Annotated in this window: 25 protein-coding genes; 18 read left to right on the top strand and 7 right to left on the bottom strand. The window is 71.4% G+C overall.

Annotation, left to right across the window (positions count from 1 at the left end; genetic code table 11):
* Positions 1–214: 214 nt before the first annotated feature.
* Positions 215–877: a hypothetical protein gene (locus BDW27_RS13375; protein ID WP_110049504.1), complete on the top strand. Its 663-nt coding sequence runs from the start codon at positions 215–217 to the stop codon at positions 875–877.
* Here BDW27_RS13375 and rraA read toward each other — a convergent pair.
* Positions 874–1,356, bottom strand: coding sequence for a ribonuclease E activity regulator RraA (gene rraA / locus BDW27_RS13370; protein ID WP_110049503.1), 483 nt, complete (start codon positions 1,354–1,356; stop codon positions 874–876). The genes BDW27_RS13375 and rraA overlap by 4 nt on opposite strands.
* Before the next feature lie 273 nt (positions 1,357–1,629).
* Here rraA and BDW27_RS13365 point away from each other — a divergent pair, with 273 nt between their 5' ends.
* From BDW27_RS13365 to BDW27_RS13345, 5 genes are all read left to right on the top strand, one after another.
* On the top strand, positions 1,630–2,292 hold the full coding sequence (locus BDW27_RS13365) for a phosphatase PAP2 family protein (RefSeq protein ID WP_110049502.1): 663 nt from the start codon (positions 1,630–1,632) through the stop codon (positions 2,290–2,292).
* 104 nt (positions 2,293–2,396) lie between these two features.
* A complete protein-coding gene (gene hemL, locus BDW27_RS13360; protein ID WP_083927497.1) occupies positions 2,397–3,698 on the top strand; it encodes a glutamate-1-semialdehyde 2,1-aminomutase in 1,302 nt (433 codons plus the stop codon).
* Positions 3,699–3,732: 34 nt separating this feature from the next.
* A complete protein-coding gene (locus BDW27_RS13355; RefSeq protein WP_017544194.1) occupies positions 3,733–4,368 on the top strand; it encodes a histidine phosphatase family protein in 636 nt (211 codons plus the stop codon).
* A 220-nt stretch (positions 4,369–4,588) separates the two neighbouring features.
* Positions 4,589–4,687, top strand: coding sequence for a 30S ribosomal protein bS22 (locus BDW27_RS13350; protein WP_013155353.1), 99 nt, complete (start codon positions 4,589–4,591; stop codon positions 4,685–4,687).
* Between the two features lie 229 nt (positions 4,688–4,916).
* On the top strand, positions 4,917–5,852 hold the full coding sequence (locus BDW27_RS13345; RefSeq protein ID WP_017544193.1) for an NAD-dependent epimerase/dehydratase family protein: 936 nt from the start codon (positions 4,917–4,919) through the stop codon (positions 5,850–5,852).
* 27 nt (positions 5,853–5,879) lie between these two features.
* Here the strand turns inward: BDW27_RS13345 and BDW27_RS13340 are convergent, their stop codons facing one another.
* On the bottom strand, positions 5,880–6,365 hold the full coding sequence (locus tag BDW27_RS13340) for a MarR family winged helix-turn-helix transcriptional regulator (RefSeq protein WP_233515746.1): 486 nt from the start codon (positions 6,363–6,365) through the stop codon (positions 5,880–5,882).
* Positions 6,366–6,977: 612 nt separating this feature from the next.
* On the opposite strand from BDW27_RS13340, the gene BDW27_RS27785 reads away from it, so the two are divergent.
* The gene (locus BDW27_RS27785) at positions 6,978–7,169 is read left to right on the top strand and encodes a hypothetical protein (RefSeq protein WP_233515745.1); all 192 of its coding nucleotides are present in this window, start codon (positions 6,978–6,980) and stop codon (positions 7,167–7,169) included.
* Between the two features lie 83 nt (positions 7,170–7,252).
* On the opposite strand, the gene BDW27_RS13330 is transcribed toward BDW27_RS27785, so the two are convergent.
* On the bottom strand, positions 7,253–8,059 hold the full coding sequence (locus tag BDW27_RS13330) for an HAD family phosphatase (RefSeq protein ID WP_110049500.1): 807 nt from the start codon (positions 8,057–8,059) through the stop codon (positions 7,253–7,255).
* A 241-nt stretch (positions 8,060–8,300) separates the two neighbouring features.
* Here BDW27_RS13330 and BDW27_RS13325 point away from each other — a divergent pair, with 241 nt between their 5' ends.
* From BDW27_RS13325 to BDW27_RS13305, 6 genes are all read left to right on the top strand, one after another.
* Positions 8,301–9,455: a putative quinol monooxygenase gene (locus BDW27_RS13325; RefSeq protein WP_017544190.1), complete on the top strand. Its 1,155-nt coding sequence runs from the start codon at positions 8,301–8,303 to the stop codon at positions 9,453–9,455.
* A 243-nt stretch (positions 9,456–9,698) separates the two neighbouring features.
* Positions 9,699–10,397: a DUF2993 domain-containing protein gene (locus BDW27_RS13320; protein ID WP_017544189.1), complete on the top strand. Its 699-nt coding sequence runs from the start codon at positions 9,699–9,701 to the stop codon at positions 10,395–10,397.
* Positions 10,397–10,720, top strand: a complete 324-nt coding sequence (locus tag BDW27_RS13315) for a thioredoxin family protein (RefSeq protein WP_017544188.1) — start codon at positions 10,397–10,399, stop codon at positions 10,718–10,720. The genes BDW27_RS13320 and BDW27_RS13315 overlap by 1 nt, the downstream gene beginning before the upstream one ends.
* A gap of 113 nt (positions 10,721–10,833) precedes the next feature.
* Complete coding sequence (locus BDW27_RS28155) at positions 10,834–10,920, top strand: putative leader peptide (RefSeq protein WP_355267795.1); 87 nt, start codon at positions 10,834–10,836, stop codon at positions 10,918–10,920.
* A 360-nt stretch (positions 10,921–11,280) separates the two neighbouring features.
* A complete protein-coding gene (locus BDW27_RS13310) occupies positions 11,281–12,126 on the top strand; it encodes a sulfurtransferase (RefSeq protein ID WP_017544187.1) in 846 nt (281 codons plus the stop codon).
* Positions 12,123–12,428, top strand: coding sequence for a DUF1416 domain-containing protein (locus BDW27_RS13305; RefSeq protein ID WP_026129190.1), 306 nt, complete (start codon positions 12,123–12,125; stop codon positions 12,426–12,428). The genes BDW27_RS13310 and BDW27_RS13305 overlap by 4 nt, the downstream gene beginning before the upstream one ends.
* An 80-nt stretch (positions 12,429–12,508) precedes the next feature.
* Here BDW27_RS13305 and BDW27_RS13300 read toward each other — a convergent pair whose 3' ends face one another.
* Positions 12,509–13,039 carry a hypothetical protein gene (locus tag BDW27_RS13300; protein WP_110049499.1) on the bottom strand — a complete coding sequence of 177 codons (531 nt, stop codon included), beginning with the start codon at positions 13,037–13,039 and terminating at the stop codon, positions 12,509–12,511.
* A gap of 453 nt (positions 13,040–13,492) precedes the next feature.
* Between BDW27_RS13300 and BDW27_RS13295 the strand changes: the two genes are divergently transcribed.
* The 4 genes from BDW27_RS13295 (at position 13,493) to BDW27_RS13280 (ending at position 18,823) form a co-directional block, all read left to right on the top strand.
* The gene (locus BDW27_RS13295) at positions 13,493–15,718 is read left to right on the top strand and encodes a hypothetical protein (RefSeq protein WP_199560643.1); all 2,226 of its coding nucleotides are present in this window, start codon (positions 13,493–13,495) and stop codon (positions 15,716–15,718) included.
* A gap of 86 nt (positions 15,719–15,804) precedes the next feature.
* Positions 15,805–17,061: a Mur ligase family protein gene (locus BDW27_RS13290; protein ID WP_017544184.1), complete on the top strand. Its 1,257-nt coding sequence runs from the start codon at positions 15,805–15,807 to the stop codon at positions 17,059–17,061.
* 13 nt (positions 17,062–17,074) lie between these two features.
* Positions 17,075–17,788, top strand: a complete 714-nt coding sequence (locus tag BDW27_RS13285; RefSeq protein WP_017544183.1) for a type 1 glutamine amidotransferase — start codon at positions 17,075–17,077, stop codon at positions 17,786–17,788.
* Between the two features lie 120 nt (positions 17,789–17,908).
* A complete protein-coding gene (locus tag BDW27_RS13280) occupies positions 17,909–18,823 on the top strand; it encodes an NADP-dependent oxidoreductase (RefSeq protein WP_017544182.1) in 915 nt (304 codons plus the stop codon).
* Between the two features lie 482 nt (positions 18,824–19,305).
* Here BDW27_RS13280 and BDW27_RS13275 read toward each other — a convergent pair whose 3' ends face one another.
* The 3 genes from BDW27_RS13275 to BDW27_RS13265 form a co-directional block, all read right to left on the bottom strand.
* Positions 19,306–19,776: a PPOX class F420-dependent oxidoreductase gene (locus tag BDW27_RS13275; protein WP_026129188.1), complete on the bottom strand. Its 471-nt coding sequence runs from the start codon at positions 19,774–19,776 to the stop codon at positions 19,306–19,308.
* A gap of 246 nt (positions 19,777–20,022) precedes the next feature.
* Positions 20,023–21,042: a folate-binding protein YgfZ gene (locus BDW27_RS13270; RefSeq protein WP_110049497.1), complete on the bottom strand. Its 1,020-nt coding sequence runs from the start codon at positions 21,040–21,042 to the stop codon at positions 20,023–20,025.
* 333 nt (positions 21,043–21,375) lie between these two features.
* Positions 21,376–21,921, bottom strand: a complete 546-nt coding sequence (locus BDW27_RS13265) for an FABP family protein (RefSeq protein ID WP_017544179.1) — start codon at positions 21,919–21,921, stop codon at positions 21,376–21,378.
* Positions 21,922–22,127: 206 nt separating this feature from the next.
* Between BDW27_RS13265 and BDW27_RS13260 the strand changes: the two genes are divergently transcribed.
* On the top strand, positions 22,128–22,895 hold the full coding sequence (locus BDW27_RS13260; protein WP_040693545.1) for a hypothetical protein: 768 nt from the start codon (positions 22,128–22,130) through the stop codon (positions 22,893–22,895).
* Positions 22,896–22,901: the final 6 nt, after the last annotated feature.

Raw genomic sequence — 22,901 nt, 5'->3', positions numbered from 1 at the left:
CGGGCACGTTCCGACCATGACCTCCGGCATGCCCCACTCCCGACCAGGCACATGACCCGCGGGTGCCCCCGGCCCGATGCGCCCGCCGCGCGGAATTCCTAGCGTTTCTCCCATCGAAGAAGAGCGTGAATCGAAGGGTGGGAGTCGGATGGCGGCGAACTCGTCGGAAACCGTTGTCGGAAGGGGAGCGGTTCCCGTTCCGTGGATCGGAGCGGTGCTCGCCTCGCTTATGGCGCTGGTCGCCGTGGGGGTGACGGTGACCCTGTGGCCGGAGATTCCGGAGGTGGTCCCCAGCGGGAAGGTCGGGCTCGACGGTGAGCCCACGATGACCCCCCGCTGGCTGTTCACCAGTGCGGCGCCGGGGACCATCCTGCTGCTGGTCACGGCACTGACCGTCGGCGCCCGCCTGGGAGCCGGTTTCCAACGTGCGCTCCGGCTGCCGGTGTTCTGGTCCGGGCGTTCGCTGGGCAGGCTGCTGGACCTGCACCTGGCTGTTCTGGCCGCGTTCTTGCTGGCCGTCCACGTCGTCCTCCTGCACTCGGAGTCCGGGCGTGAGCTGCCGCTGTCCACCGACCAGCTGATGGCCCTCCTCCTGGCGGTCTTCCTGGTGGCCCTCAGCCTGCTGGTCCTGGTGGTGCGCGCCCGTGAGGGACACGACACCCCCGCCGTCCGATGGTGGAACCGGGCGCGCTGGTCCGTGGGCGGGGGTGTCGCGGCGGTCGGCGTGCTCACGGGGGCCGTCGGCCTCCTCCTCCCGGAGCCCCGGTGGGCGGCCCTCACGGGGGTGCTGCTGATGCCCGTGATCCTGCTGGGATGCGCGGTGCCCTTCCTTGGGAACCAGTCCTGGCGGAACAGCTCAGACGGCCCGAGCGCCTAGAGTTCGGTGGCGTTGACCACGATCCCGTCGTGGTCGCTGTAGAGCCACTCTCCCGGGACGAACGTGACGTCCCCGAAGGTCACCGGTACGTTCTGGCGTCCGGCGCCGTCTTTGAGGGACTTGCGGGGGTTGGAGCCCAGGGCCTTCACCCCGAGCTCCAGCCCGCTCAGGGCGGCGGTGTCGCGGACGGCCCCGTTGATGACGACCCCGGCCCAGCCGTTGCGCACGGCGGCCTCGGCGATCATGTCGCCCATCAGGGCGCTGCGCAGGGAGCCGTTGCCGTCCACCACCAGGACGGCGCCCTCGCCGGGGGAGTTGAGGATCTGCTTGACCAGGCCGTTGTCCTCGTGACAGCGGACGGTGCGGACCGGCCCGGAGAACACCCGGTGCCCCCCGTACTGCCGGAACTGCGTGGAGCAGCTGCGCAGGGTGTCGCCGTGGTCGTCGATCAGGTCCGCCGTGGTGAAGTCCGTGGCCATGCCAGCTCCGGTCCGTGAGTGAGCGAGTGGACGGGACCCAAGTTACTTCTCGGTAGAACTCGGGGTCGCGGCCGGGGCCGCGTGTCACTTCGACGGGGGCTGACCATGTGTCTTTCTTCGTTGTTCGGCTTCCTGGGACTCAGGGGGGTCGAGCGGATGACAGGATAAGGACCTTCCCTTCATTCGCTCGTGGGAGTCCCGTCACCGGGACGTCGCCCCGTCTTCCCCCTGCCGTCAGGGCGACTCTCCTCCCCGTACCACCCCTGGAGAGAGATGGTCTCCGAGATCTTCGACGTCAGCGCCGCCTGGTCACGATCCGTGATCGAGTTCGCGGACGGACTCGACCCCTGGATGCAGACGGCCGCGGAATGGGGCACCGACCTCTTCCTCGGTGTGTTCGCGATCCTCTTCCTCATGGCCTGGTGGCGAGCCCGCTCCGTCAGCTCGCGCCTGGTCGGCCTCGCGCTCTTCGCCCCGGTCGCCACCGTCATCGCCTACGCGGTCAGCAGGACCATCAAGTCGTTCTTCGAACAGCTGCGCCCCTGCCAGGCCATGACGGACCTGAACACCATCGCCACGTGCGACCCCATCGGTGACTGGTCCTTCCCGAGCAACCACGCCGCCATCGCCGGTGCCGCGGCCGCCGCGGTGATCGTCGCCTGGCGCCGGTTCGCCGTCGTCGCCGCGGTCTTCGCCGTCCTGGAGGCCTTCTCCCGGGTCTTCGTCGGCGCCCACTACCCCCACGACGTCACCGTGGGCCTCCTCGTCGGCGCCATCGTGGCCACCCTGGTCTCCCTGCTGGCCGCCCGCCCGATGACCGCGGTCGTCGACAAACTGGCCGAGAACGACCGCCTGCGCCCCCTGGTGCGCGCCCAGGGCTCGGACCACGGCCCCGAGGCCGAGCGGATCTGCCAGAACTCCCACAGCAACGTCTGAGCCACCCTCCCCCTTTACGCGTGCCCCGTCCCCCCGGCGGGGCACGCGTGCGTTGCGGGGCGGGTCACGGTCTCGGGGGAGAACACAGCTGACACACTGGTGAGGTGGGTACTCAACAGACTTCAGCAGAGCTCTTCCAGCGGGCGGCCGCCGTTGTTCCCGGCGGCGTGAACTCGCCCGTGCGCGCCTTCGGGGCGGTCGGCGGCACCCCGCCGTTCTTCGTCAAGGGCGAAGGCCCCTACCTCACGGACTCCGACGGCCGCCAGTACGTCGACCTCGTCTGCTCGTGGGGGCCGCTCGTCCTCGGGCACGCCGCCCCCAGCGTCGTGGAGGCCCTCCACGGCGCCGTCGCGGCCGGAACCTCCTACGGCGCCCCGACCCCCGGTGAGGTCGAGCTGGCCGAGCTGATCGTCGAGCGCACCCCCGTCGAGAAGGTCCGCCTGGTCAACTCCGGGACCGAGGCCACCATGTCCGCGATCCGCCTCGCGCGCGGGTTCACCGGCCGCAGCAAGATCGTCAAGTTCGCGGGCAACTACCACGGTCACGTCGACGCCCTCCTGGCCGCCGCTGGTTCCGGCCTGGCCACCTTCGCCCTGCCGGACTCCCCGGGCGTCACCGGGGCCAGCGCCGCCGACACCCTGGTGCTGCCCTACAACGACGTCGAGGCCGTGGAACGCGCCTTCGCCGAGCACGGTGACGAGATCGCCTGCGTGATCGCCGAGGCCTGCCCCGCCAACATGGGCGTCGTCCCGCCCCAGGCCGGGTTCAACGCCCGCCTCAAGGAGATCGCGCACGCCCACGGCGCCCTGCTGGTCCTCGACGAGGTCCTCACCGGCTTCCGGGTCAGCGCCTCCGGCTGGTTCGGCCTGGAGGGCGTGGCCCCCGACCTCATGACGTTCGGCAAGGTCATGGGCGGCGGCCTTCCCGCCGCGGCGTTCGGCGGCCGCGCCGAGATCATGGACCGCCTCGCCCCGAACGGACCCGTGTACCAGGCGGGGACGCTCTCCGGGAACCCGCTGGCCACGGCCGCTGGGCTGGCCACCCTGCGCGGCGCCACCCCCGAGGTCTACGCGCACATCGACCGGGTCTCCGCCCAGGTGGAGAGCGAGATCTCCAAGGCGCTCAGCGCCGAGGGCGTCACCCACCGCATCCAGAGCGGCGGCAACCTGTTCACGGTCTTCTTCACCGACCGCGAGGTCACGGACTTCGACAGCGCCCGCACGACGGACACCAAGGTGTTCGCCGCGTTCTTCCACTCCATGCTCGAACAGGGCGTCTACCTGCCGCCCGCCGCCTTCGAAGCGTGGTTCTTCTCCTCCGCGCACGACGAGGCCGCCGTCGACAGGGTGGTCGAGGCCCTGCCCGCGGCTGCCCGGGCCGCGGCACAGGCCCAGTCCCAGGGCTGACCCGACCCGCACCCCGGAAGGAAGTACCTCCACGATGACCACCACCACCGTCGTCCACCTGCTCCGGCACGGAGAGGTGTACAACCCCGAGAAGGTCCTGTACGGCAGACTCCCCGACTACCACCTGAGTGACCGGGGACTGCGGATGGCGGAGATGGCCTCCGACTGGTTCGAGGGCCACGACATCGCCGCTCTGTACTCGTCGCCCCTGGACCGCACCCAGGAGACCTCCGTCCCGCTCCAGAAGGCGTTCGACCTTCCGGTGACCCTGGACGACCGGTTGGTCGAGGCGGCCAACAAGTTCGAAGGGATGTCGCTGTCCTCCAAGTCGGTGCGCGACCCCCAGGTGCTCAAGCGCCTGTACAACCCCTTCCGGCCCTCGTGGGGCGAGCCCTACCAGGACATCGTCAACCGCATGGTCGAGGTCATCAAGGTCGTCCGGCGGGCCGCCTGGGGGCGCGAGGCCGTGTGCGTCAGCCATCAGCTGCCGATCTGGATGGCCCGTCGCGCGGCCGAGGGCAGGCACCTGTGGCACCGACCCGACCTGCGGGAATGTAACCTCGCCAGTGTCACGTCGCTGACCTTCGCGGATCAGCGACTGGCCAGTGTCAGCTACGCCGAACCGGCCGCCGTGCTCTACGGCGACGGTCCGTCCGTTCCGGGGGCGTGATCCGCCCGGGTTGCCCGTAGCGGTAAGCTGGGCCCACGGGTGCGGTAGACGTGTGTACTAGTGACCGTCGTCCTCCCCGGGGCCCGCCCCGGTCGCACCGGCCACCCGCGCTCCGCGCGCGTGTGCCCGGGCGAGCCCAGCAACCGCATCCGAGCCAGCAGGTGTTCGTCACCAGTGGTTCGGCATGTCCGTACTCACTCGTCAGCGAGAAGGTGATCCCATGGGTTCCGTCATCAAGAAGCGCCGCAAGCGGATGGCGAAGAAGAAGCACCGCAAGCTGCTCAAGCGCACGCGTGTGGCGCGTCGCAACAAGAAGTAGGAGCGTTCGCGACGTAGGTTGTCTCTCCGCGGGCGCGGGCGGGCCGCTGGCACGCCCCGGACGCGGAGACACTTCACTTCCCTTGCCCGGCGTCAGCCGGCGCAACGGAATTTTCCGGGTGCACCGCTGTTGTGAATCACAGGTCACCTTCACCGGGTCTCCTCCGTCGGGGTGAGCGGTGCGTGGCCCATCCGGACCACCGCCGTCTCCTTCCAAGGAACGTGTCTCCATGGCTCGTGTCGTACTCGTCACCGGGGTCTCCAGCCCCCTCGCGGCCGGGGTCGCCCAGACCCTGAGCCAGGGGCCCGGTGTGCACCGGGTGATCGGGGCCGACTCCGCCCCTCCACCGAGAGGCACCACCGGGGTCGAGTACCAGCACGTCGACCTGCACGACGGCAGCCTGGACCGCATCGTCGCCGAGTCCGGCGCCGACCTGGTCCTGCACCTGGGCCTGGACACCACGAACGACCCCAACCGGGAGGACAACCTCCTGGGCACCATGCGGGTCCTCGGTGCCGCCCAGCGCTCCTCCACCGTCCGGCGGCTGGTGGTGCGTTCCAGCGCCACCCTTGACGCCGACGACGCGGCCGAGGTCGAACGGCACACGCGCGGCCTCCAGCGCCGCCGCCCGGACCTGTCCGTGGCCGTCCTGAGGTTCGCGAATCTCATCGGTCCCTCCGTGGACACCCCGCTCACCCGCTACATGGACTCCCGTGTCGTGCCCACCGTGATGGGCCGCGACCCGCGCGTGCAGTTCCTGCACGAGGACGACGGGGCCGAGGCGCTCGTGCGCATGGCGCTCAGTGACCGGACCGGGTTCTTCGACGTCTCCGGGGCCGACGCGGTCCCGCTCTCCCACTGCCTTCGCCGTATCGGCGGCCGGCGCCTCCCCGTGCCCGCACGCGGCCTCAGGGTGCTGCGCGGAGTGGCCAGGCACGGACGGATCGACTACGCCAGCTCCAGCGGCGCCCGCGCGGTGCGTGAGGGACTGAGCGCCTCGGCGCTGGACCCCGCGCCGCTCAGCCGCGCCCTGGACTGGGCGCCGTCCTACAGCTCCGTCGAGGCCTTCGAGTCCTACGCGCACAGCCGGGGCGGCTCGCCTCGGGGCTCCGGGCTCCGTCCGGTGCACGTCCTGGCCCTGGCCCGCGCGACCCTGGGCAGGTAGAGGCCGCGGACCCCGCCCCGTCGGCCCTCACCAGTCGCGCATCTCGTCCGCCCAGGCGCGCAGCCCGGCGGCGAAACCCCGCCTGTCCCGTTCCGACAGGCGCTCCATCGCGCGCCGCAGCGGCGCCGCCCGCGCCGCCACCAGTGACTCCACCGAGGTCCGGTACTCGTCTGCCAGGCTCAGCAGGGTGCGTCTGCGGTTGTCCGGGTCCTCCTCCGCCACCACGAGTCCGGCGCGTCTGAGGTCTCCGGCCAGCTCGCTCGTGGTCGGCAGGGACACCGCCATCCGCCTGGCCAGCTCGCTCACACCGATCGACGGCACCACCGCCAGCTGCCCGAGTACTCCGCCGTGGCGCGCGGTCAGCCCGTGCAGGGAGAACACCTCCGCGACGTCGGCTGGCATGTCCATCCGCACCCGGCGGAAGTAGACCTCCAACTGCGGAACGACGCCCAGCTCGGCCAGGAGTGCGCGGTTCCGTTCGTCCGTGGACTCCGGTGCCCTGTCTTCAGTCATGTCTACGATCATAGGATTTGTCTTCCCGAACTGTTGGGGAAGGCAAAGCTTTCGGGTTAGAGTCGTCCGTACGGACCGTGAGGGGGCCTCCACGCCCCGCGACGGAGGAGGCGCACGCCATGCCCAGGAACAGCCCGGAGTCGGACCGGAGGACCGTTTTCCTCGAACCCCACCCCTACGGCTACGTGTACGTCGGCGCCCGGGTGGCCCCTCCCGCGCGAGGCCCCTTCGTGCGGCGCGACGAGGATCGGGAGCGCACCCTGGCGATGTTCCGGGTGCTGGCGGACGAACTGGAGGAGCTGCCCTCGGTGGTCGCCACCACGGTGTACGAGGCGGTGCTCATGCCGCCGCTGGAGGGCGGGCCCGGCTACGACGTCGTCCTGCTCGTCACCGTGGCCTCACCCGACGACCTGGCGGACGTGCTGGACTCCGACGCCTATCGCCGACTCGACGGCGAGCTCCTGATGACCGCCCGCAACACGCGGCGCATCGGTGAGACCGGTGACGACCCCTCGGCCACGTACCTGCTCAACCACTTCACCGCCCCCGACCCCGAACGCGCGGTCGAGGTGTGGGAGGAGCTGGCCCACTGGTACGTCGACAGGGTAGGGGGTGGACAACTCCACCCTGCTCCAGCCGCTCGAAGAGGCGCCCTACGCGCTCGTGAACCACGTGCGCCTGCCCGGTGGTCCGGTGCGCTTCCTGGTCGCCCAGATCACCAGGCCGAGCTTCTTCGGAAGGATCCGCACCGCCCTGCGAGAGGGGCGCATGCGGGCCCTCCCCGTTTTCTACCGGCGCCGGTGACGCTCGCGGGTGCCGTGGGCGCCTGTGGGGCCCATGGGCGAACCGGTCGCCGTCCCTGGGGTCCGGCACCGCTCCTGGAGTGCTCAGCGCAGGCTGAGGGCTCTGCGGTGTCTGACCGCGCGCACGGCCACCGCCCCGGCCACAGCGCCCGCCACAGCGGCGGGCAGGGCCACCTTCAGGGCCGCCCGGTGCCTGCGGAAGTCGTGCACCGGCCACTCGTGGGTGCGCGCGTAGCGGCGCAGGTCGCCGTCCGGGTTGACCGCGTGCGGGTCACCGACCAACGACAGCAGGGGCAGGTCGTTCGAGGAGTCGCTGTAGGCCGAACAGGCCGACAGGTCCCACCCCTCCCTCCTCGCCAGCGCGCGCACCGCCACGGCCTTGGCCGGGCCGTGCATGAGGTCGCCGTTGAGCCGCCCCGTGTACACACCGTCGACGCACTCCGCCTCGGTGCCCAACGCGCCGGTCAGCCCCAGTCGGCGGCGGATGATCTGGGCCAGCTCCACTGGGGTCGCGGTGACCAGCCACACCGGTCGGCCCGCGTCCAGGTGCTCCTGGACGAGTGCCCGGGTGCCCTCCCAGATGCGGTCGGCCATGGTGTCGTCGTAGATCTCCTCGCACAGCGTCACCAGGTCGTCGACGCCGTGTCCGGCGACGAAGGCCAGCGCTGCCTCGCGCGCGGCGTTGATGTGCTCCGGCTGCTCGCTGCCGGTCACCCGGAACACCGTCTGCCCCCAGGCGAACCGCATCAGGTCCCTGGTGGTGAACAGGTCCCGGGAGGCCAGTCCGCGGGCGAAGTGGTAGATCGACGCGCCCCGCATGAGCGTGTTGTCCACGTCGAAGAAAGCGGCTCCGGGGCCGACCGGTTTCGGGGAAACGGCGTCGTGTGACACGGTTCTCTCCTGGCTGTGGTGGGGGAGGCAGCCCTCCGGATGTCCGGGGTGGCGCTTCCCCGCGTACTGCGAGCTTATGACCACCCACGGGTGCCATGCCGCGACAGGGCGAGAGCGTCAAACCTGGTGATGAAGATCACAGTGTCAAACGCGGTTTCGGCCCCCACTCTGCGGGATCTTCCCGGTCGGCCTCCCGCTAATAGTGCACGCGGTGCACATCCACCCTTTGCGGTGCAGCATCATGGTCGGGATGGTCACGGTAGGACTGACATTCATCAGCGCGTTGGTGGGCTGGAGCGCCACCGCCGCGCTGACCGCGTATGCCCAACGCCGTCCGAGTGTCTCCGCGATCGCCTGGCTGATCGCGTCCCTGGCGGTCACCGTCGGCCTCAGCGCCGCGGTCATCGGGGTGCTCTTCGACTTCGGGCAGCTCACCTTCCGACTGCTGCACATCGGTGTCAGCCTCCTGGGTCCGCTCTACGCGGCCTGGGGCGCCATGGAGTTCGCGGTCCGTTCACCCAACGGTCTGTTCACCACGCGCCTCTTCGTCACCGCCCTGACCATCGTTCCCCTGGTGGTGCTCAGCGTCGACCGCATCAGCGGCCGGTTCGACGCGGCCTTCCCCCCGCTGGGAGACCACTACGACCTGATCCCTCGCTCGCTCACCAACGGCGTGCAGGGCTTCGTCGCCGTCCTCCTCGTCATCGCGATCGTCGCCGTCGTGCGGCGCGGGACCCGCGGCCCCGGACGGACCGACCTGGCGGTGCTGGGTCTGGTCGCGCTCTCCGTGCTCCTCGCCGTCGTGGTCGGACGCATGGGGCTGGGCGCCCTCGGCCCGCTGCTGGTCCTCGGTGCGGTCTCCTCCCTCTGGGGAGCCGGGGCGCTGGCCGCCAAGCCGCGCCGCGACCCCTACGACGACGGGTACGACGACTACTTCGACGACGAGTACGACGACGAAGACGAACTCGACGACGAGCCCCAGGAGGAGCCCGTGCGCCGCAAGCGCCGCAACGCCGAGAACTACGACGACCTCTATGAGGGTGCGCCCGCCGCCGCGCCCAGCAAGGTCCGCGGCGTCATCACGATCTACACGCTCGCCGACGGCGAGGGCGGCGGGTTCGACCAGCTCGCCAACGCCGTGGTGGCCGAGGTCTCCAAGCGCGAGCCGGACACCCTGCTGTTCGCCTCGCACACCGTGCCCAGTGCCCCCCTCCAGCGCATCGTCTACGCGATCTACCGCGACGAGCTGGCCCAGGAGGAGCACGAGCAGCAGCCGCACGTCATGGAGTTCACACGCCGCCTCTCCGGGCACGTGGTGGCCACCAACGTGATCGAGCTCTCCCTCTCCGGCGCGGCCGCCACCGACGGCCTCGCCGCCATGCTGATGCCCCGCTGACCAGGCGCTTCGCTCCGCAGGCGGTCCCTTCGGCACGGTTCGGGGGGACCGTGTACCGACCGTGACGAACGCCCCCGGCGCAACCAATTCCGGGCGCCCCGCGTCTCATGCCGGGTGAAGTACCCTTCCCTACAGGTTTTTCATGACCGGCGCCCGTCGGGTGCCGATGGCGTGTGACCGAGACCGGCCGGATGACCCAGCCGAGAGCCGCGCCGGAGCGAAAGAAAGTTGCTGGGAGCCCCGATGCGCAAGTTCCTTGTCGTCTTCCTGATCCTTCTCGCCGCCCTCGTAGTGGTGGCGGACGTGGGAGCGCGTTCGTTCGCGCAGAACACCCTGGCCGAGCGCCTGGCACAGCAGATGGAGATGTCCGACGAACCGGACGTGTCCATTGAGGGCTGGGCCTTCCTGCCCCAGGTGGTCAGCGGTACCTACACCGAGGTCAACATCCAGGCCGACAGCGCCACGATGGGCGGTGTGACGGTCGAGCAGATCGAGGCCACCGCCTCCGACGTCGACGCGCCGCTGAGCGACCTCATGGACCAGCCCACCGTGACCGCTGGCCAGGTGGACGGGTCCTTCGTGGTGCCCTACGCCTACTTCAACCCGTACCTGCCCGAGGGCATGACCATCACCACCGAGAACGGTGAGCCCCGCATCAACGGCGAGCTGGCCGTCCCGGAGATGGGCCGGAGCGTCTCGGTCTCCAGCGGCGGCGAGTTCTCCGTCGACGGGGACACCCTGTACGTGACCCCGGTCGGCATCGAGGTGGCGGACGTCCCCTTCAACGTCGACGCCATGGTCTCGAACATGCTGACCTTCAGCGCCCAGGTGCCCGAGCTGCCCTTCGGCCTGACCGCCGAGGACATGGAGGCCACCTCCAACGGCCTCAGGATCACCGGTACGGGCAGCGACGTCCCGCTGATGGGCTCCGAGGCCGTCTGATGACCCCGGCGGTGGAGACGCTCGGCCCCGACGTGCTCGGTGCCGAGCTGGGTACGCGGGCCACACTCGTGCAGTTCTCCAGCGCCTTCTGCCAGCCGTGCCGCGCCACCCGCCGTGTCCTGGAGGACGTGGCCGGCATGGTCGCGGGGGTGGCGCACGTGGAGGTCGATGCCGAATCCCGGCTGGACCTGGTGCGTCGGCTGGAGGTCCAGGGGACCCCGACGGTGTTCGTGCTCGACGCCGACGGCCGGGTGGTACGCAGGGCCGGGGGCCAGCCCCGCAAGGCCGACGTGATCGCCGCACTCGGCGAGGCCGTGCGCTGACGACGCCCGACAATCCGGCGATTCCACGACCCCCGTCCCACATTCTGGGACGCTCGTCCTGTGATCCAGGACACCCGTGACAAGATCGCTGTGCGGGCTGTAGCGTCTAGGACGTGACTTCCTTGACGAGCGCGTATCTCACGAAGCGACGAGCGGTGGACTTCTGCCGCGTCGCTGCCGCGCTCTGTCCGTGTCCCTAGGGCGGACGGGCCACCTTCGAGCCCCCGCTCGCTCCGTGCGACCGGCACCCTCCTTCGCGCACGCGTGGAATCGACGGCCTTCCTCCGTCATCCCTCCCGGACCCCGATGAACCGCGGCGGATCTCTCCTCCGCCCTCCGTCGGCAACCCCGAGGACACCCACCCACCGTGCCCGGACGGCTCGCCGCCGCCGCGACCGCCCTTTCCCACGCGTACTGCCTCTCCTCGCCCTCCCCTCCGGAACACCCGGGGGCCGTCAGGGAAGGGGAGGCCGCCTGAGACCCCTGTTCCGGGCACCGCGCGCCCGGAACGCGACGCACCGACCGCACACGCGACACACAGAAAGCACAGGAGGTTCCTCATGAGCCGCTCCGACGTCCTCGTGGACGCCGAATGGGTGGAGGCTCACCTGGACGACGCCAACGTCGTCCTGGTCGAGGTGGACGAGGACACGTCCGCCTACGACAAGGGCCACATCCCCGGCGCCGTCAAGATCGACTGGAAGACGGACCTCCAGGACCCGGTCCGCCGCGACTTCGTGGACCGCACCGGCTTCGAGAAGCTGCTGTCCGCCAAGGGCATCGGCAACGACGACCAGGTCATCCTGTACGGCGGCAACAACAACTGGTTCGCGGCCTACGCCTACTGGTACTTCAAGCTCTACGGCCACGACAACGTCCGCCTGCTCGACGGCGGCCGCAAGAAGTGGGAGCTCGACTCCCGCGAGCTCGTGGAGGAGGTCCCGGAGCGGGCCGCCACCGAGTACCAGGCCAAGGAGCAGGACTCCTCGATCCGCGCCTTCCGTGACGAGGTCGTCGAGGCCATCGGCACCAAGGACCTGGTCGACGTCCGCTCGCCCGACGAGTTCACCGGCAAGCTGCTGGCCCCCGCGCACCTGCCGCAGGAGACCTCGCAGCGCCCGGGCCACATCCCGACCGCGCGCAACATCCCGTGGGCCAAGACCGCCAACGAGGACGGCACCTTCAAGACCGCCGACGAGCTGCGCGAGCTCTACACCGAGGCCGGGGTGGACCTCGACAAGGACATCATCGCCTACTGCCGTATCGGCGAGCGCTCCTCGCACACCTGGTTCGCCCTGCACGAGATCGTCGGGCTGGAGAACGTCAAGAACTACGACGGCTCGTGGACCGAGTACGGCTCCCTTGTGGGCGTCCCGGTCGAGCTCGGAGAGGCTGAGGCCAAGTGAGTGACAGCTGCGGAGCACCCGAGGGAGGCGTGGCCCTGGCCGACGTCGACGCGGGCAACCAGGCGGTCATCCAGGGCACGGTGACCCGTGACGGCCAGCCCCTGCGCGGCGCCTACGCCCGTCTGCTGAACTCCTCCGACGACTTCGTCGGGGAGGTCGCCACCGGGGACGAGGGCACCTTCCGCTTCTTCGCCGCCGACGGCGAGTGGAAGCTGCGGGTCCTGGCCTCCCAGGGCTTCACCGGGGAGTTCCGGGTGACGGCCGAGGTCGGCAAGGTCATCGACGTCCAGGTCGAGGCCTGACACCAGTACCACCCGCGCGCGGCGCCGGTGCCGGACGAATCGCTCCGTCCGACACCGGCGCCGCGCCGTTTTGTGCGCCCTCAGCGCTCCCGGGGCGCCGCGTGCTCCGGAGGTTCCCCGGCGGGCCCGTCGTATCGCGACGCCAGCTCCCGGTTGGCCTCCAGCGCCCGCTCTGCCCGGTCGAGCACACTCCGGCGGTAGAGGGGCGCGGTCGTGGCGAGGGTGAACAGGGCGAGCCCCAACCACAGGAGGTGAGGGGCGTGCCCGGAGTACGACTGGCCGACAGCGAAGAGACCGACCCCCATCGCGGCCAGGCTCGCCCCCGCAACCTCCCAGGGGTTCTCGAACCGGCGCACACGGTGCTCGGCCACTCGCACGGTGAGGTGGGCCAGTTCGGGGCCGGGGGCGGTCGCTCCGTCGCGCAGGTAGGGGCGGACCCGGCTCGTCTCCGCGCTCCCAGGGGCGCTGAGCCACCGGGCGCGTTCGCTCCAGCCGTACCGCCCTCGTCGACGGTTCCAGAGCACGGCCAGGATCATGTGGACCAGACCGGCGGTCTGGAGGAGGAGCGCGATCGGCTGGAGGACGAAGACGGAGAACTGGGGGTCGGACATGGGGGACTCCTCGTCATCCGGACCCGCGCGCCCGGGAGCACCTGGGCGGGGCACGTGACGGGGGATGGGGGAGGGAGGCCCAGGCGACCGCGCCCCAGGGTTGCCCCGGGCGCGGTCGCACCCATGATGTCGGCCCCTCCTCCCGGGACCTCGGAGTCCCGTCGAGCTCGGCGACCGGAGTCACCCAGCGCGGGTCCAGCCTTCCCGGAGGCGGGTTTTCCCCAGGCCCGGGACGGGGGCTGGAAAGCGGTGGACGGCCCTGCTTGACTGAAGATCACGGTTCGTGTCCTCCGGAGGGGCCGGACGCCCCCGGCGCCCGCTCCCCGGCGGGACGCGGACCGTGGCAAGCACGCCGGGCGCGGGCCCCCAGCCCCGACCTCCGACCCCCTGGCCGGACCCCGCGTGAAGGTATTCCGGTGGTACTCCCCCCGCCGGTCAGGAGGTGTTCGGACGGTGCCCACAGCACGGTCGTCTGCGGCGGCCAGCACGCCCCGAGGTGAGGCGGGACGCACCTACCTCGGTTGGCGGCACAGGATCGTGCTGCCGCCGCCGGGACCGGCCCCCCGCCGTCCCGCGCCAGCGGACGCCCGGACCCTCAGCCAGGAGTGGGTGGCCGGGCAGCTCGACAGCGAGGCCGAGACCAACCGGCCGCTCTACTTCGCCCTGGGTGGGCTCGGGTTGTTCGCCCTGCTGTGCCCGCTGCTGTGGACCCTGAGGATCCTCCCCGGGAGCCTGGCCCTGGGCGGCGTGTGTGCCTGCGCGGCGATCGCGGCGCCGGTGGTCTTCGCGCTGCTCCAGAGCAGGCAGGTGATGGCCACCCGGCTCGAACGCGCGGAGGCGCGTCTGGCCGAGGAGCGGGCCGAACGGGAGCGGGCCCTGCACGAGCAACAGCGCGAACACGCGCGCCGGTACACCGAGTGGCAGGCCGCCGCGCGCGCCTTCGAGGCCCAGCCCCGCTGGTACGGCGTGACGGTGCCCGCGGGGGTCTCGTCAGTGCTCGTGGTCGGCGGCCGCGAGGCGGGGTGGTCCGCGCTGCTCACCACGATCGGGATCTCCCGGCTCCGCGAGGGCGGCGACCTCACCGTCGTGGACCTCACCGGGCGCTCCGTCACCAGCGAGCTGGTCCGTCTGGCCCGGCGCTGCGCGGTGGGGCCGCGTCGCTGGGTCCTCCCGGCCGACCTGCCGCGGATGACCCTCGGCACCAACCTGGACGCCGGACAACGGGCCCGCATCCTCTCGGCGGCGGCCGCGGCCTCCGGGGGGCTGGAGGACGCGGACGCCGACGAGACCCTGCTGCTGCGCCTGCTGGAGGTGCTCGGCCCGGACGTGGGCGTCGCCCGGCTGATCGGCGGACTGCGCGCCCTGGTCACCCCCGAGGACGACACGGCCGAGGACGACACCGCCCTGGCGCTGCTCACGGAGGCGGAGCGCGCTCGGGTGCGGGAGCGGTGCGCCGACGACCCCGGGATTCGCGAACGGGCGTGGACACTGGAGGACCGGCTCAGCCCCTTCGAGGCGGTGGGTACCCGGGCCGACGACGGAGCCTACGCCCAGGTCAAGATCATCTCCACGGACCGGGCCTCGGGCGAGGGCGCGGCCCGGGTCTACGGGACCTACGCCGTGGCCGCGCTCAGCGAACTGCTGGAGGCCCGCGCCCCGGAACCCGCCGTCGGCGGACGTGCCGTCCGACCGCGGCGTACGCGCAGCCTGGTGGTCTGCGGCGCGGAGACCCTCCCGACGGAGGAGGTGGACCAGGTCCTGGCGGCTGCGTCCGAGGGCGACGTGGAGGTGGTCCTGCTGTTCCGCACCGCCGTCCCCGCCGCTCTGGAACGATTCTCCGACCCCGCCTGCCTGCCGGTGGTGATGGGCCTGGACGACGACGCCGAGGAGGTCGCGAGAGCGGTGGAGGCGGCGGTCTCCGCCGAGGCCGACCCGCGCGACCTGGAGGTGCACCGGCTCACCGAGGTGATCGGTGCGGCGGTGGGCGGCACGGTGCTCGAACCGTCCGAGGACGAGGAGGAGGACGACGACCTCCTGTTCCCCTCGCCGCACACCGAGTCCGGCGCCCTGATCCGCAACGCCGCCGCCTCGATCGTCCCCCTCGACCTGGTCCGCCATGTGAGATCGACCACGGCGTGGGGCCGGGTCACCAGCCAGGCCGCCGAGATCGACACCCCGGGACCGAACGACGAGGAGGAGGCGCCGGGTGCGCGCTCCCGCGGCCTGGACGCGCGAGCCCTTCGAGGGCTGCCGTCCACCGCCGCCCTCGTCCTGACCCCGGGCGGGCCGATCCTCGCCGACACCAACCCGGGTATCCTCACCCTGTCCACGGCCACCCTGGCTACGGTGGACGACACCCGGAACACCGGTACCAGCGGGAACGTTGGCTCGGGTGGTGGCGCCGGAGCCACCGCCAGAGCATCGGCGTCCCGGAGCGGCACCGGGAACGGCGGCTTCCGGAGGGGGCGCGCGGGCGGATCCGAACCGTCCGGGGGCACCGGGACACCGGGGGGCGCCGCCGGACCGGACCGCACGGTTCGGGACGACACCCCCGGGGCGACCAGCGGGGACGACGGCAACGACGCCGCCGAGGCGTTCGGAACCGCGGGCCGCACCGACCCCGAGAAGGTCCCGCCCAACCTCGGGCCGCCGCCCGAGCGTCTGGACTGGCGGGTCTGAGGTCCGGTGGACAATAAGCTTGGCCCGACACATCGCCCGCCGCCGAAGCGCGTTCGTGCGGGTGATCTACCGATCGTGGAGATTTGATGAGCGAGCTTCCCTTGCGCGCCCAACTGGCCTCGGTACTTGGCAGGAGCGCAGCGAGCCTGTCCAGGGCCACCGGACGCGGAGACGGCTCCGTCATCGGTGGGCGCGTCGCCCTCAAGGTGGAACCCGACCTGCTCGCCAAGCTCGCCCAGGGCCGTCGCCTGGCCCTGGTCAGTGCCACCAACGGCAAGACGACCACCACCCGGCTCATCGCGCAGGCACTGCGCGAGTTCGGTGACGTGGCGACCAACGAGTACGGCGCGAACATGCCCACCGGGCACATCACCGCCCTGTCCGACAACAAGTCGGCGGTCAACGGTGTGCTGGAGGTGGACGAGAAGTACCTCCCGCAGGTACTCAAGGCCACCAACCCCTCCTTCGTGGTCCTGATGAACCTGAGCCGCGACCAGATGGACCGCGCCTCGGAGATCAACCTGCTCGCGAAGAAGTGGCGGACCGCCCTCGCGCAGACCGACACCCATGTCATCGCCAACGCCGACGACCCGCTGGTGGCCTGGGCGGGGCTCGGCGCCCCCAACGCCACCTGGGTGTCGGCCGGTCAGCGCTGGAAGGAGGACTCCTGGTGCTGCCCCGAGTGCGGCGGCCACCTCAAGCGCGAGACCGACCCGCACTGGGAGTGCCCCGAGTGCGGTCTGGCCCGTCCCCGCGCCACGTGGGCGGTGGACAACGACAACGACGTGCTGGTCGCCCCCGACGGTCAGCAGATCAAGCTCCGGATGAACCTGCCCGGCGACGCGAACCGGGCCAACGCCGCGATCGCCGCCGCCACGGCCGCCGGTTACGGCATGCACCCCGAGCGCACCATCGAGCGGCTCCGCGAGGTCACCTCGGTGGCCGGACGCTACACATCGGTGGTCACCATGGGCGTCGAGGTCCGCCTGCTGCTCTCCAAGAACCCGGCCGGATGGCTGGAGTCCTTCGCGGTCCTGGACCCGCCCCGCGTCCCCGTGATCCTCGCGGTGAACGCCCAGATCCCCGACGGCAAGGACACCTCCTGGCTCTGGGATGTGGACTACACGGTGCTGCGCGACCGGAGGGTGTTCGTCATGGGCGAGCGCCGCACGGACCTCGCGCTTCGCCTGGAGACCGACGAGGTGCCCTTCGAGGTCGCCGACCGCGTGGACGAGGTACTGGCCAAGCTCAAGGCCGAGCGCCCCGACATCACCAAGGTCGACGTCATCGCCAACTACACAGCCTTCCAGCAGATCCGCACGGCGTACGGCCGCGTCCAGTAGGAGACACACACCCATGTCGAACACCAGCAGCGCCCTGCGGATCGTGTGGATCTACCCCGACCTGCTCAGCACCTACGGGGACCAGGGCAACGTCCTCATCCTCAAGCGCCGCGCGGAACTGCGCGGCATCCCCACGGAGATCGTGCACGTCCACTCCAGCGACTCGGTGCCCGAGCAGGGAGACATCTACCTGCTCGGCGGCGGCGAGGACCGGCCGCAGATCCTGGCCGCCGACCGGCTCCGCGCCGACGGTGGGCTGGCCCGGGCCGCCGCGCGCGGCGCGTGCGTGTTCGCGGTCTGCGCGGGCTACCAGATCATCGGTGAGAGCTACGGCGACGACGAGGCCAACCCGCTTCCGGGCGTGGGCATCCTCGACATCCGCAGCACCCGCGGCCAGACCCGCGCGGTGGGCGAGATCGTCGCCGACGTCGAGCCCGCCCTGGGCGTCGGGCGGATCACCGGTTTCGAGAACCACCAGGGGCGCACCGCGATCGGCCCGCAGGCCCGTCCGCTGTCCACCACGGTGAAGGGCATCGGCAACGACGACCGCACCGAGGGTGCCTACCAGGGCCAGATCCTGGGCACCTACCTGCACGGCCCGGCCCTGCCGCGCAACCCGCAGCTGGCCGACCTGCTGCTGCGCTGGCGCGTGGGTCAGTTGAACCCGCTTCCCCCGGCCTGGGGTGAGCGTCTGCACGACGAGCGCCTGGCCGCCGCCCTGCGCTAGGCCTCGCGCACCGCGGCACCGGCGTACCGGTGCGAAACGGCCGGGCCCGGTGGGACTTCCCACCGGGCCCGGCCGCTTGTGTACGGAATGAATCACACGGTCACCGCCTTGTCACCCGACATGAAGGCAATAGCACTACAGCAGTACGGTTCCGTCGACGACCTCGCCCTGGTGGATCTGCCAGATCCCAAGGTGGCCCCGGGGGAGGTTCTGATCCGCGTGCGCGCGGCCGGTGTGAACCCGGTGGACTGGAAGCTCGCCACGGGTGGTCTGGATCCCGTGATGGAGGCGGACTTCCCGCTCGTCCCGGGCTGGGACGTGGCCGGCGTCGTCGAGGCCGTCGGGTTCGACGCGGGGGAGTACGCGGTCGGCGACGAGGTCTACGGGTACCTGCGCAAGGACTGGGCCAAGAACGGCACCTACGCCGAGCTGGTCTCCGCGAGCGTGCGACTGATCGCGCCCAAGCCCGCCGCGCTGAGCTGGCAGGAGGCGGCCGGGGTGCCCCTCGCGGGTCTCACGGCCCTACAGTCCCTCAAGCGCGTCTCGGTGGGTTCCGGTGACACGGTGCTGGTGCACGCCGCCGCGGGCGGCGTGGGCGCGTTCGCCGTGCAGATGGCGGTCGCGCTGGGCGCGAGGGTCATCGGTACGGCGAGCGAGCGCAACCACGACCACCTCCGAGCGCTGGGCGCCGAGCCGGTCACCTACGGCGACGGACTCACCGAGAGGGTCCGGGCACTGGCCCCCGAGGGCGTGGACGCGGTCCTCGACTTCGTCGGCGGCGGGGTGGCCGCGCTTCCGGTCACCGAGAACCCGGAGAGGGTGGTCTCGATCGCCGACCACGGGGTCCTCTCGACCGGTGGGCAGTACCTGTGGGTCCGGCCCGACCACGATGACCTGGTCGAACTCTCCCGCCTGGCGGACCGGGGCGTGCTGAGCGTGCACATCGACAGGGAGTTCCCGTTGGCGGAGGCGGCCGAGGCCTGGCGCCTGAACCAGACCGGTCGCACACGGGGCAAGATCGTTCTGACGGTCTGACGCCCCGAGTTCGCGAGGGCGCCCCGGCGGCGCGGGTGACGGCACCGTGGGAGGCATCGAGGCCCCCGTGACCGGTGCCGGGCTCCGCGGTGAGCGTCGCCGGAGCGTTCCTTCGCGTCCGTCGTCGGGTCGCACTCCTGAGTGACCGTGGTCCGGCCGTCCGGGCGTCCGGACGCCCAGGCGTCCGGACGCTCGGAGCGTCCCGGGGTGTGGGTGAGAAGGACGAGAAAGGTGGTCACACCCGGGACGTGGAGCCACCCCGGATGGGAGGGGTCCACTCGGAGGCGTCACCGAGGACGCCGTGTCGTCCTCGGGGGTGACCGGGGCGCGCGGTCCGCCGATGATTCGGGCGACGCCCGCGTCCGGGCCGAGCACCTCCAGTAGGCGCACATGTCCACCGTGCCCGTGGCCGTGTCCTGGCACCACCACCGGGCCTCGCCGCGTGTCCGGGCGGCGTCAACAGCCGCGAGTGAGCCTCCGGCTCAGGCCTGCGGAGCCCTGCCCGCGGGGAACCCTCCGGTGGCCACCGGCCCCCACCGCCGCGGAGTGACGCGCACCAGGGCCTTGCCCTGGCTGCGCATCGCCTGGCGGTACTCCTCCCAGTCCGGGTGCTCTCCGGAGATCACTCGGAAGTACTCCACCAGCGGTTCGACCGCCTCCTCCCCGCTGAGCACCTCGGCGGTCCCGTCGACCTGCACCCAGGGGCCCTCGAAGTCGTCGGAGAGCACGACCACGCTCACCCGCCCCTCCCGTGCCGCGTTGCGGGCCTTGGCGCGCTCGGGGTAGGTGGACACCACGATCCGCCCCCGGCCGTCCACTCCGCAGGTGACCGGGGAGGCCTGCGGGGAGCCGTCCCGGCGCTGGGTGATCAGCAGCGCCCTGTGCCGGGGTGTGACGAACGCGATCAGCGCCTCCCGGTCCACGGCGGTGTTGGTGGCGATCTTCGGGCTCACGGGGTTCCCCTTCGGCAGCGTCCGGTGGTTCACCACAGTTCACACCCGCCAGGGGAGTCCCTGTCAACACGACGCGGCCCGGGCCGACTCCGCCAGAGGGCCTCCGTCCTGTGGGAGCCGGGCGTGACCGGGAGGCTGGCGCATCCCGCACCCGTCGCCGTCCCCACCGTCGTCCGCGTCGTCGCGTCCGGTCCGCGGGAGCGGGGCGACCGGTCGGGGCGGGGCCGCGCCCCGCCCCGGTGACGGCTACCTGGGCTTGCGGCGGAAGTCGTCGAGGTTCGCGTTGGCGCCCGTGTCCGGGTCCACGACGACCTCCTGGCCCGCGGCGATCCCGTCCACGACCAGGTCGGCGTCGACCGGAACGGTGCGCTTGACCAGGCCGAGGGCGATCGGCCCCAGCTCGTGGTGACGGGAGGACGTCCCGACCCGGCCCACCTTGCGCCCGGCCAGCTCGATGTCGCTCCCCAGCTTCGGCAGCCGCTCGACGGTGCCGTCCAGGTGCAGCATCACCAGACGGCGGGGAGGGCGGCCCAGGTTGTGCACCCGCGCCACCGTCTCCTGGCCGGGGTAGCAGCCCTTCTCGAGGTGCACGGCGGAGCCGATCCAGTCCATCTCGTGCGGGATGGACCGCTCGTCCGAGTCCAGCCCCGGGCGGGCGCGGTGCGCGGCGATCCTGTGGGCCTCGTAGGGCCACATACCCGCCGGACGGGCTCCGGCGGCGGTGAGCTTCTCGGCGACGGCCACGAGGTCGCCCGAGGGCACGAACAGGTCGGTCTGGTCCTCCGTGTCCCGCTGAACCACGCCCTCGGCCACGGTCGTCACCCGGGAGCGTTCCGGGCCCAGCACGGTGAGCACGGAGAGCGCGTCGGACCGGTCCTCGACCTCCACCCGCAGCATGAACACCATCGAGTCCAGGAACTCCGCGAGCGCCGGTCCGCCACCGGGTTCGGTGTGGATCCAGGTCGTCTCACCGTCGTCCACCAGGGACAGGTGGTGGCGCAGGTGGCCCCGGGTGTCCAGGACCAGCGACTCGGTGGCGACCCCGGGGGCGAGGTCGCGGGTCAGTTGGCTGGTGATGTCGTTGAGCCAGCTCAGGCGGTCCGGTCCGGTCACGCGCACCACGCCGCGGTTGCTCCGGTCGACCCAGGCGCTGGAGCGTTCCATCGCGCGTGCCTCGTGGGAGGGGTCGCCGTAGTGCGCGGCGACGTCGGAGTCGGGGCTGTCGGCGCTCACGGCACCCGGTGTGGTCAGCAACGGCGAAGTCATGGAACCGAGGTTATCCGGCCCGCCAAACACCCCGGAGCACCGCTCTGAGCAGCGAATACGGAGCCCCGAAAATCACTTGCCCCACCCCGGCCACGGGACGTACCTTCGGAGGCACGCAGGAAAGGAGGTGGTCCGAGAAATGATTCATTCAAGGACTGGCGAGGTGGCCGTCCGCTAGGGCGACGCCGAGCATTCGCTCGACGTCGTTCGTGCGAATACCTGACGGACACCCGAACCCCGGGCTGCCGGACCTGGTCCGACCGGCCCCGCACCCGCGGGACAGAGCCCGGGGTTCGCCCATGCCCTCCGACCACGGTCGGAGCGCGGCCACTGCTACTTGCTCCCGGCCTTCTTGAGCTGCGCCGACATGTACGAGCGCAGGTCGTGCCCGCGCGCGGCCAGGTCCCAGGCGTAGCCCAGGGTGTCCCGGTCCTCGCCGAACAGCCCGTAGAGGCGGTGCGAGGCCTGGACCTCAAGGCCCGTGATGGTGTGCACCACCGCGTTGGTGGCCATCTCCACCCGGTTCGCGAACACGTTGCCCAGGTAGGACTCGATGAAGCCCTCGTTGTGGGCGACCAGCACTTCCAGGTGGATGATGTTCTTCTCGTCGTCCTTGGCGTACCGGGCGGTGTCCTCCTCGGACAGCGCGCGCCAGTAACCGGACTCCTCGGTGATGAGCTCTCCGAGCGTCCCGTCGGCCTTCATGCGCCAGGCCCGGCTCCGGTAGTCCAGGTAGGGAGCGCCGTCCCTGACGGTGAACTCGACCTCCTGTCCGAACTGGAGCTCCTCCTCGTCGGCGTAACCGGCCACGCCGACGCCCTCCCAGCGCCCGAACAGGAACGACAGTTTCTCCAGATCGGGGTGTACCTCAGCATCCATAGCCACCGAGCCTAGGGCATGTTCGGCGAACACCCGGCAGGGGTGCGTTCCGTGCCATCGAGGAGCCTTGGACTGGACATGCCCAATTGGCCCCGCTTTCCTGGAGAACTGGTAAAGATTGTCAGCAGACGCGGTGTGTCCTTGGGGCTCGGCGCCCGCAGTCGTCCTTGACCTCCGACGCGCTTACTAAGGGGCTGCCTGTGTTCATGGTGATCGGTGTGGCGCTGCTCGCCGTCGCGGTGGTCCTCCTGCCGTTGACCGTCGTCGCCCTGCGCCGCTGGCTGCGACAGCGCGGGCTGGCCCAGCTCCTGCCCAGCGCACTGGTGCCACGGAAGGGCCAGCGGGTGACGCTCACCGGAGTCGCCGCGGCCGGGCCCTCCGGTCTCATCGAGTCCGGGCTGGCGGGTTCGGAGTGCGTGTGGCACGGCCACGAGGTGCTCCGCCACTACCGGCCCCTGGTCCGCGACCGCGCTGAGGGCGCGGTCACCGAGCGGGCCTGCGACTCGATCGCCGACTACGGTTCCGATGAGCTGTTCGGGCTGGTCGCCGAGGGCCGCGCCGGTGCCGCTGAGCGCGTCTACGTCGACCCGACCGGTGTGGAGCCGCGTGACCCCGAGCTCTGCCTCAAGCGCCTGGTCGGCCGCCCCCAGCCCGGGGTCGCCGCCGCCGCTGACGACCTGCTGCCGCGCGTGCGCGGCCGTATCTCCGGCGTCTTCCGGGGCGAGACCATCGAGTTCGAGTACCGCGAGTGGATCATCCGTCAGGGGGCGCGTGTGCGCGTCAGCGGCGAGGTCGACGTGCGCGACGGCCGCGTGGTGCTGGTCGCCTCCGAGGGCGCCCCGCTCACCGTCGAGCACGGCGTGGAGGAGGGCCCTGCCCGCGTCTCGCCCCGCCGCCGTGAGGCCGTCCTGCTCCTGACCGCCTTCGCCCTGTGCGCGATCGCCGGCACGGTCGTCACCGCCGCCGCGTTCTGAGTAGGC

The organism is Nocardiopsis sp. L17-MgMaSL7 (genome assembly GCF_003182025.1).
GTDB lineage: Bacteria > Actinomycetota > Actinomycetes > Streptosporangiales > Streptosporangiaceae > Nocardiopsis > Nocardiopsis prasina.
This window is presented reverse-complemented; position numbering and strand designations above follow the sequence as displayed.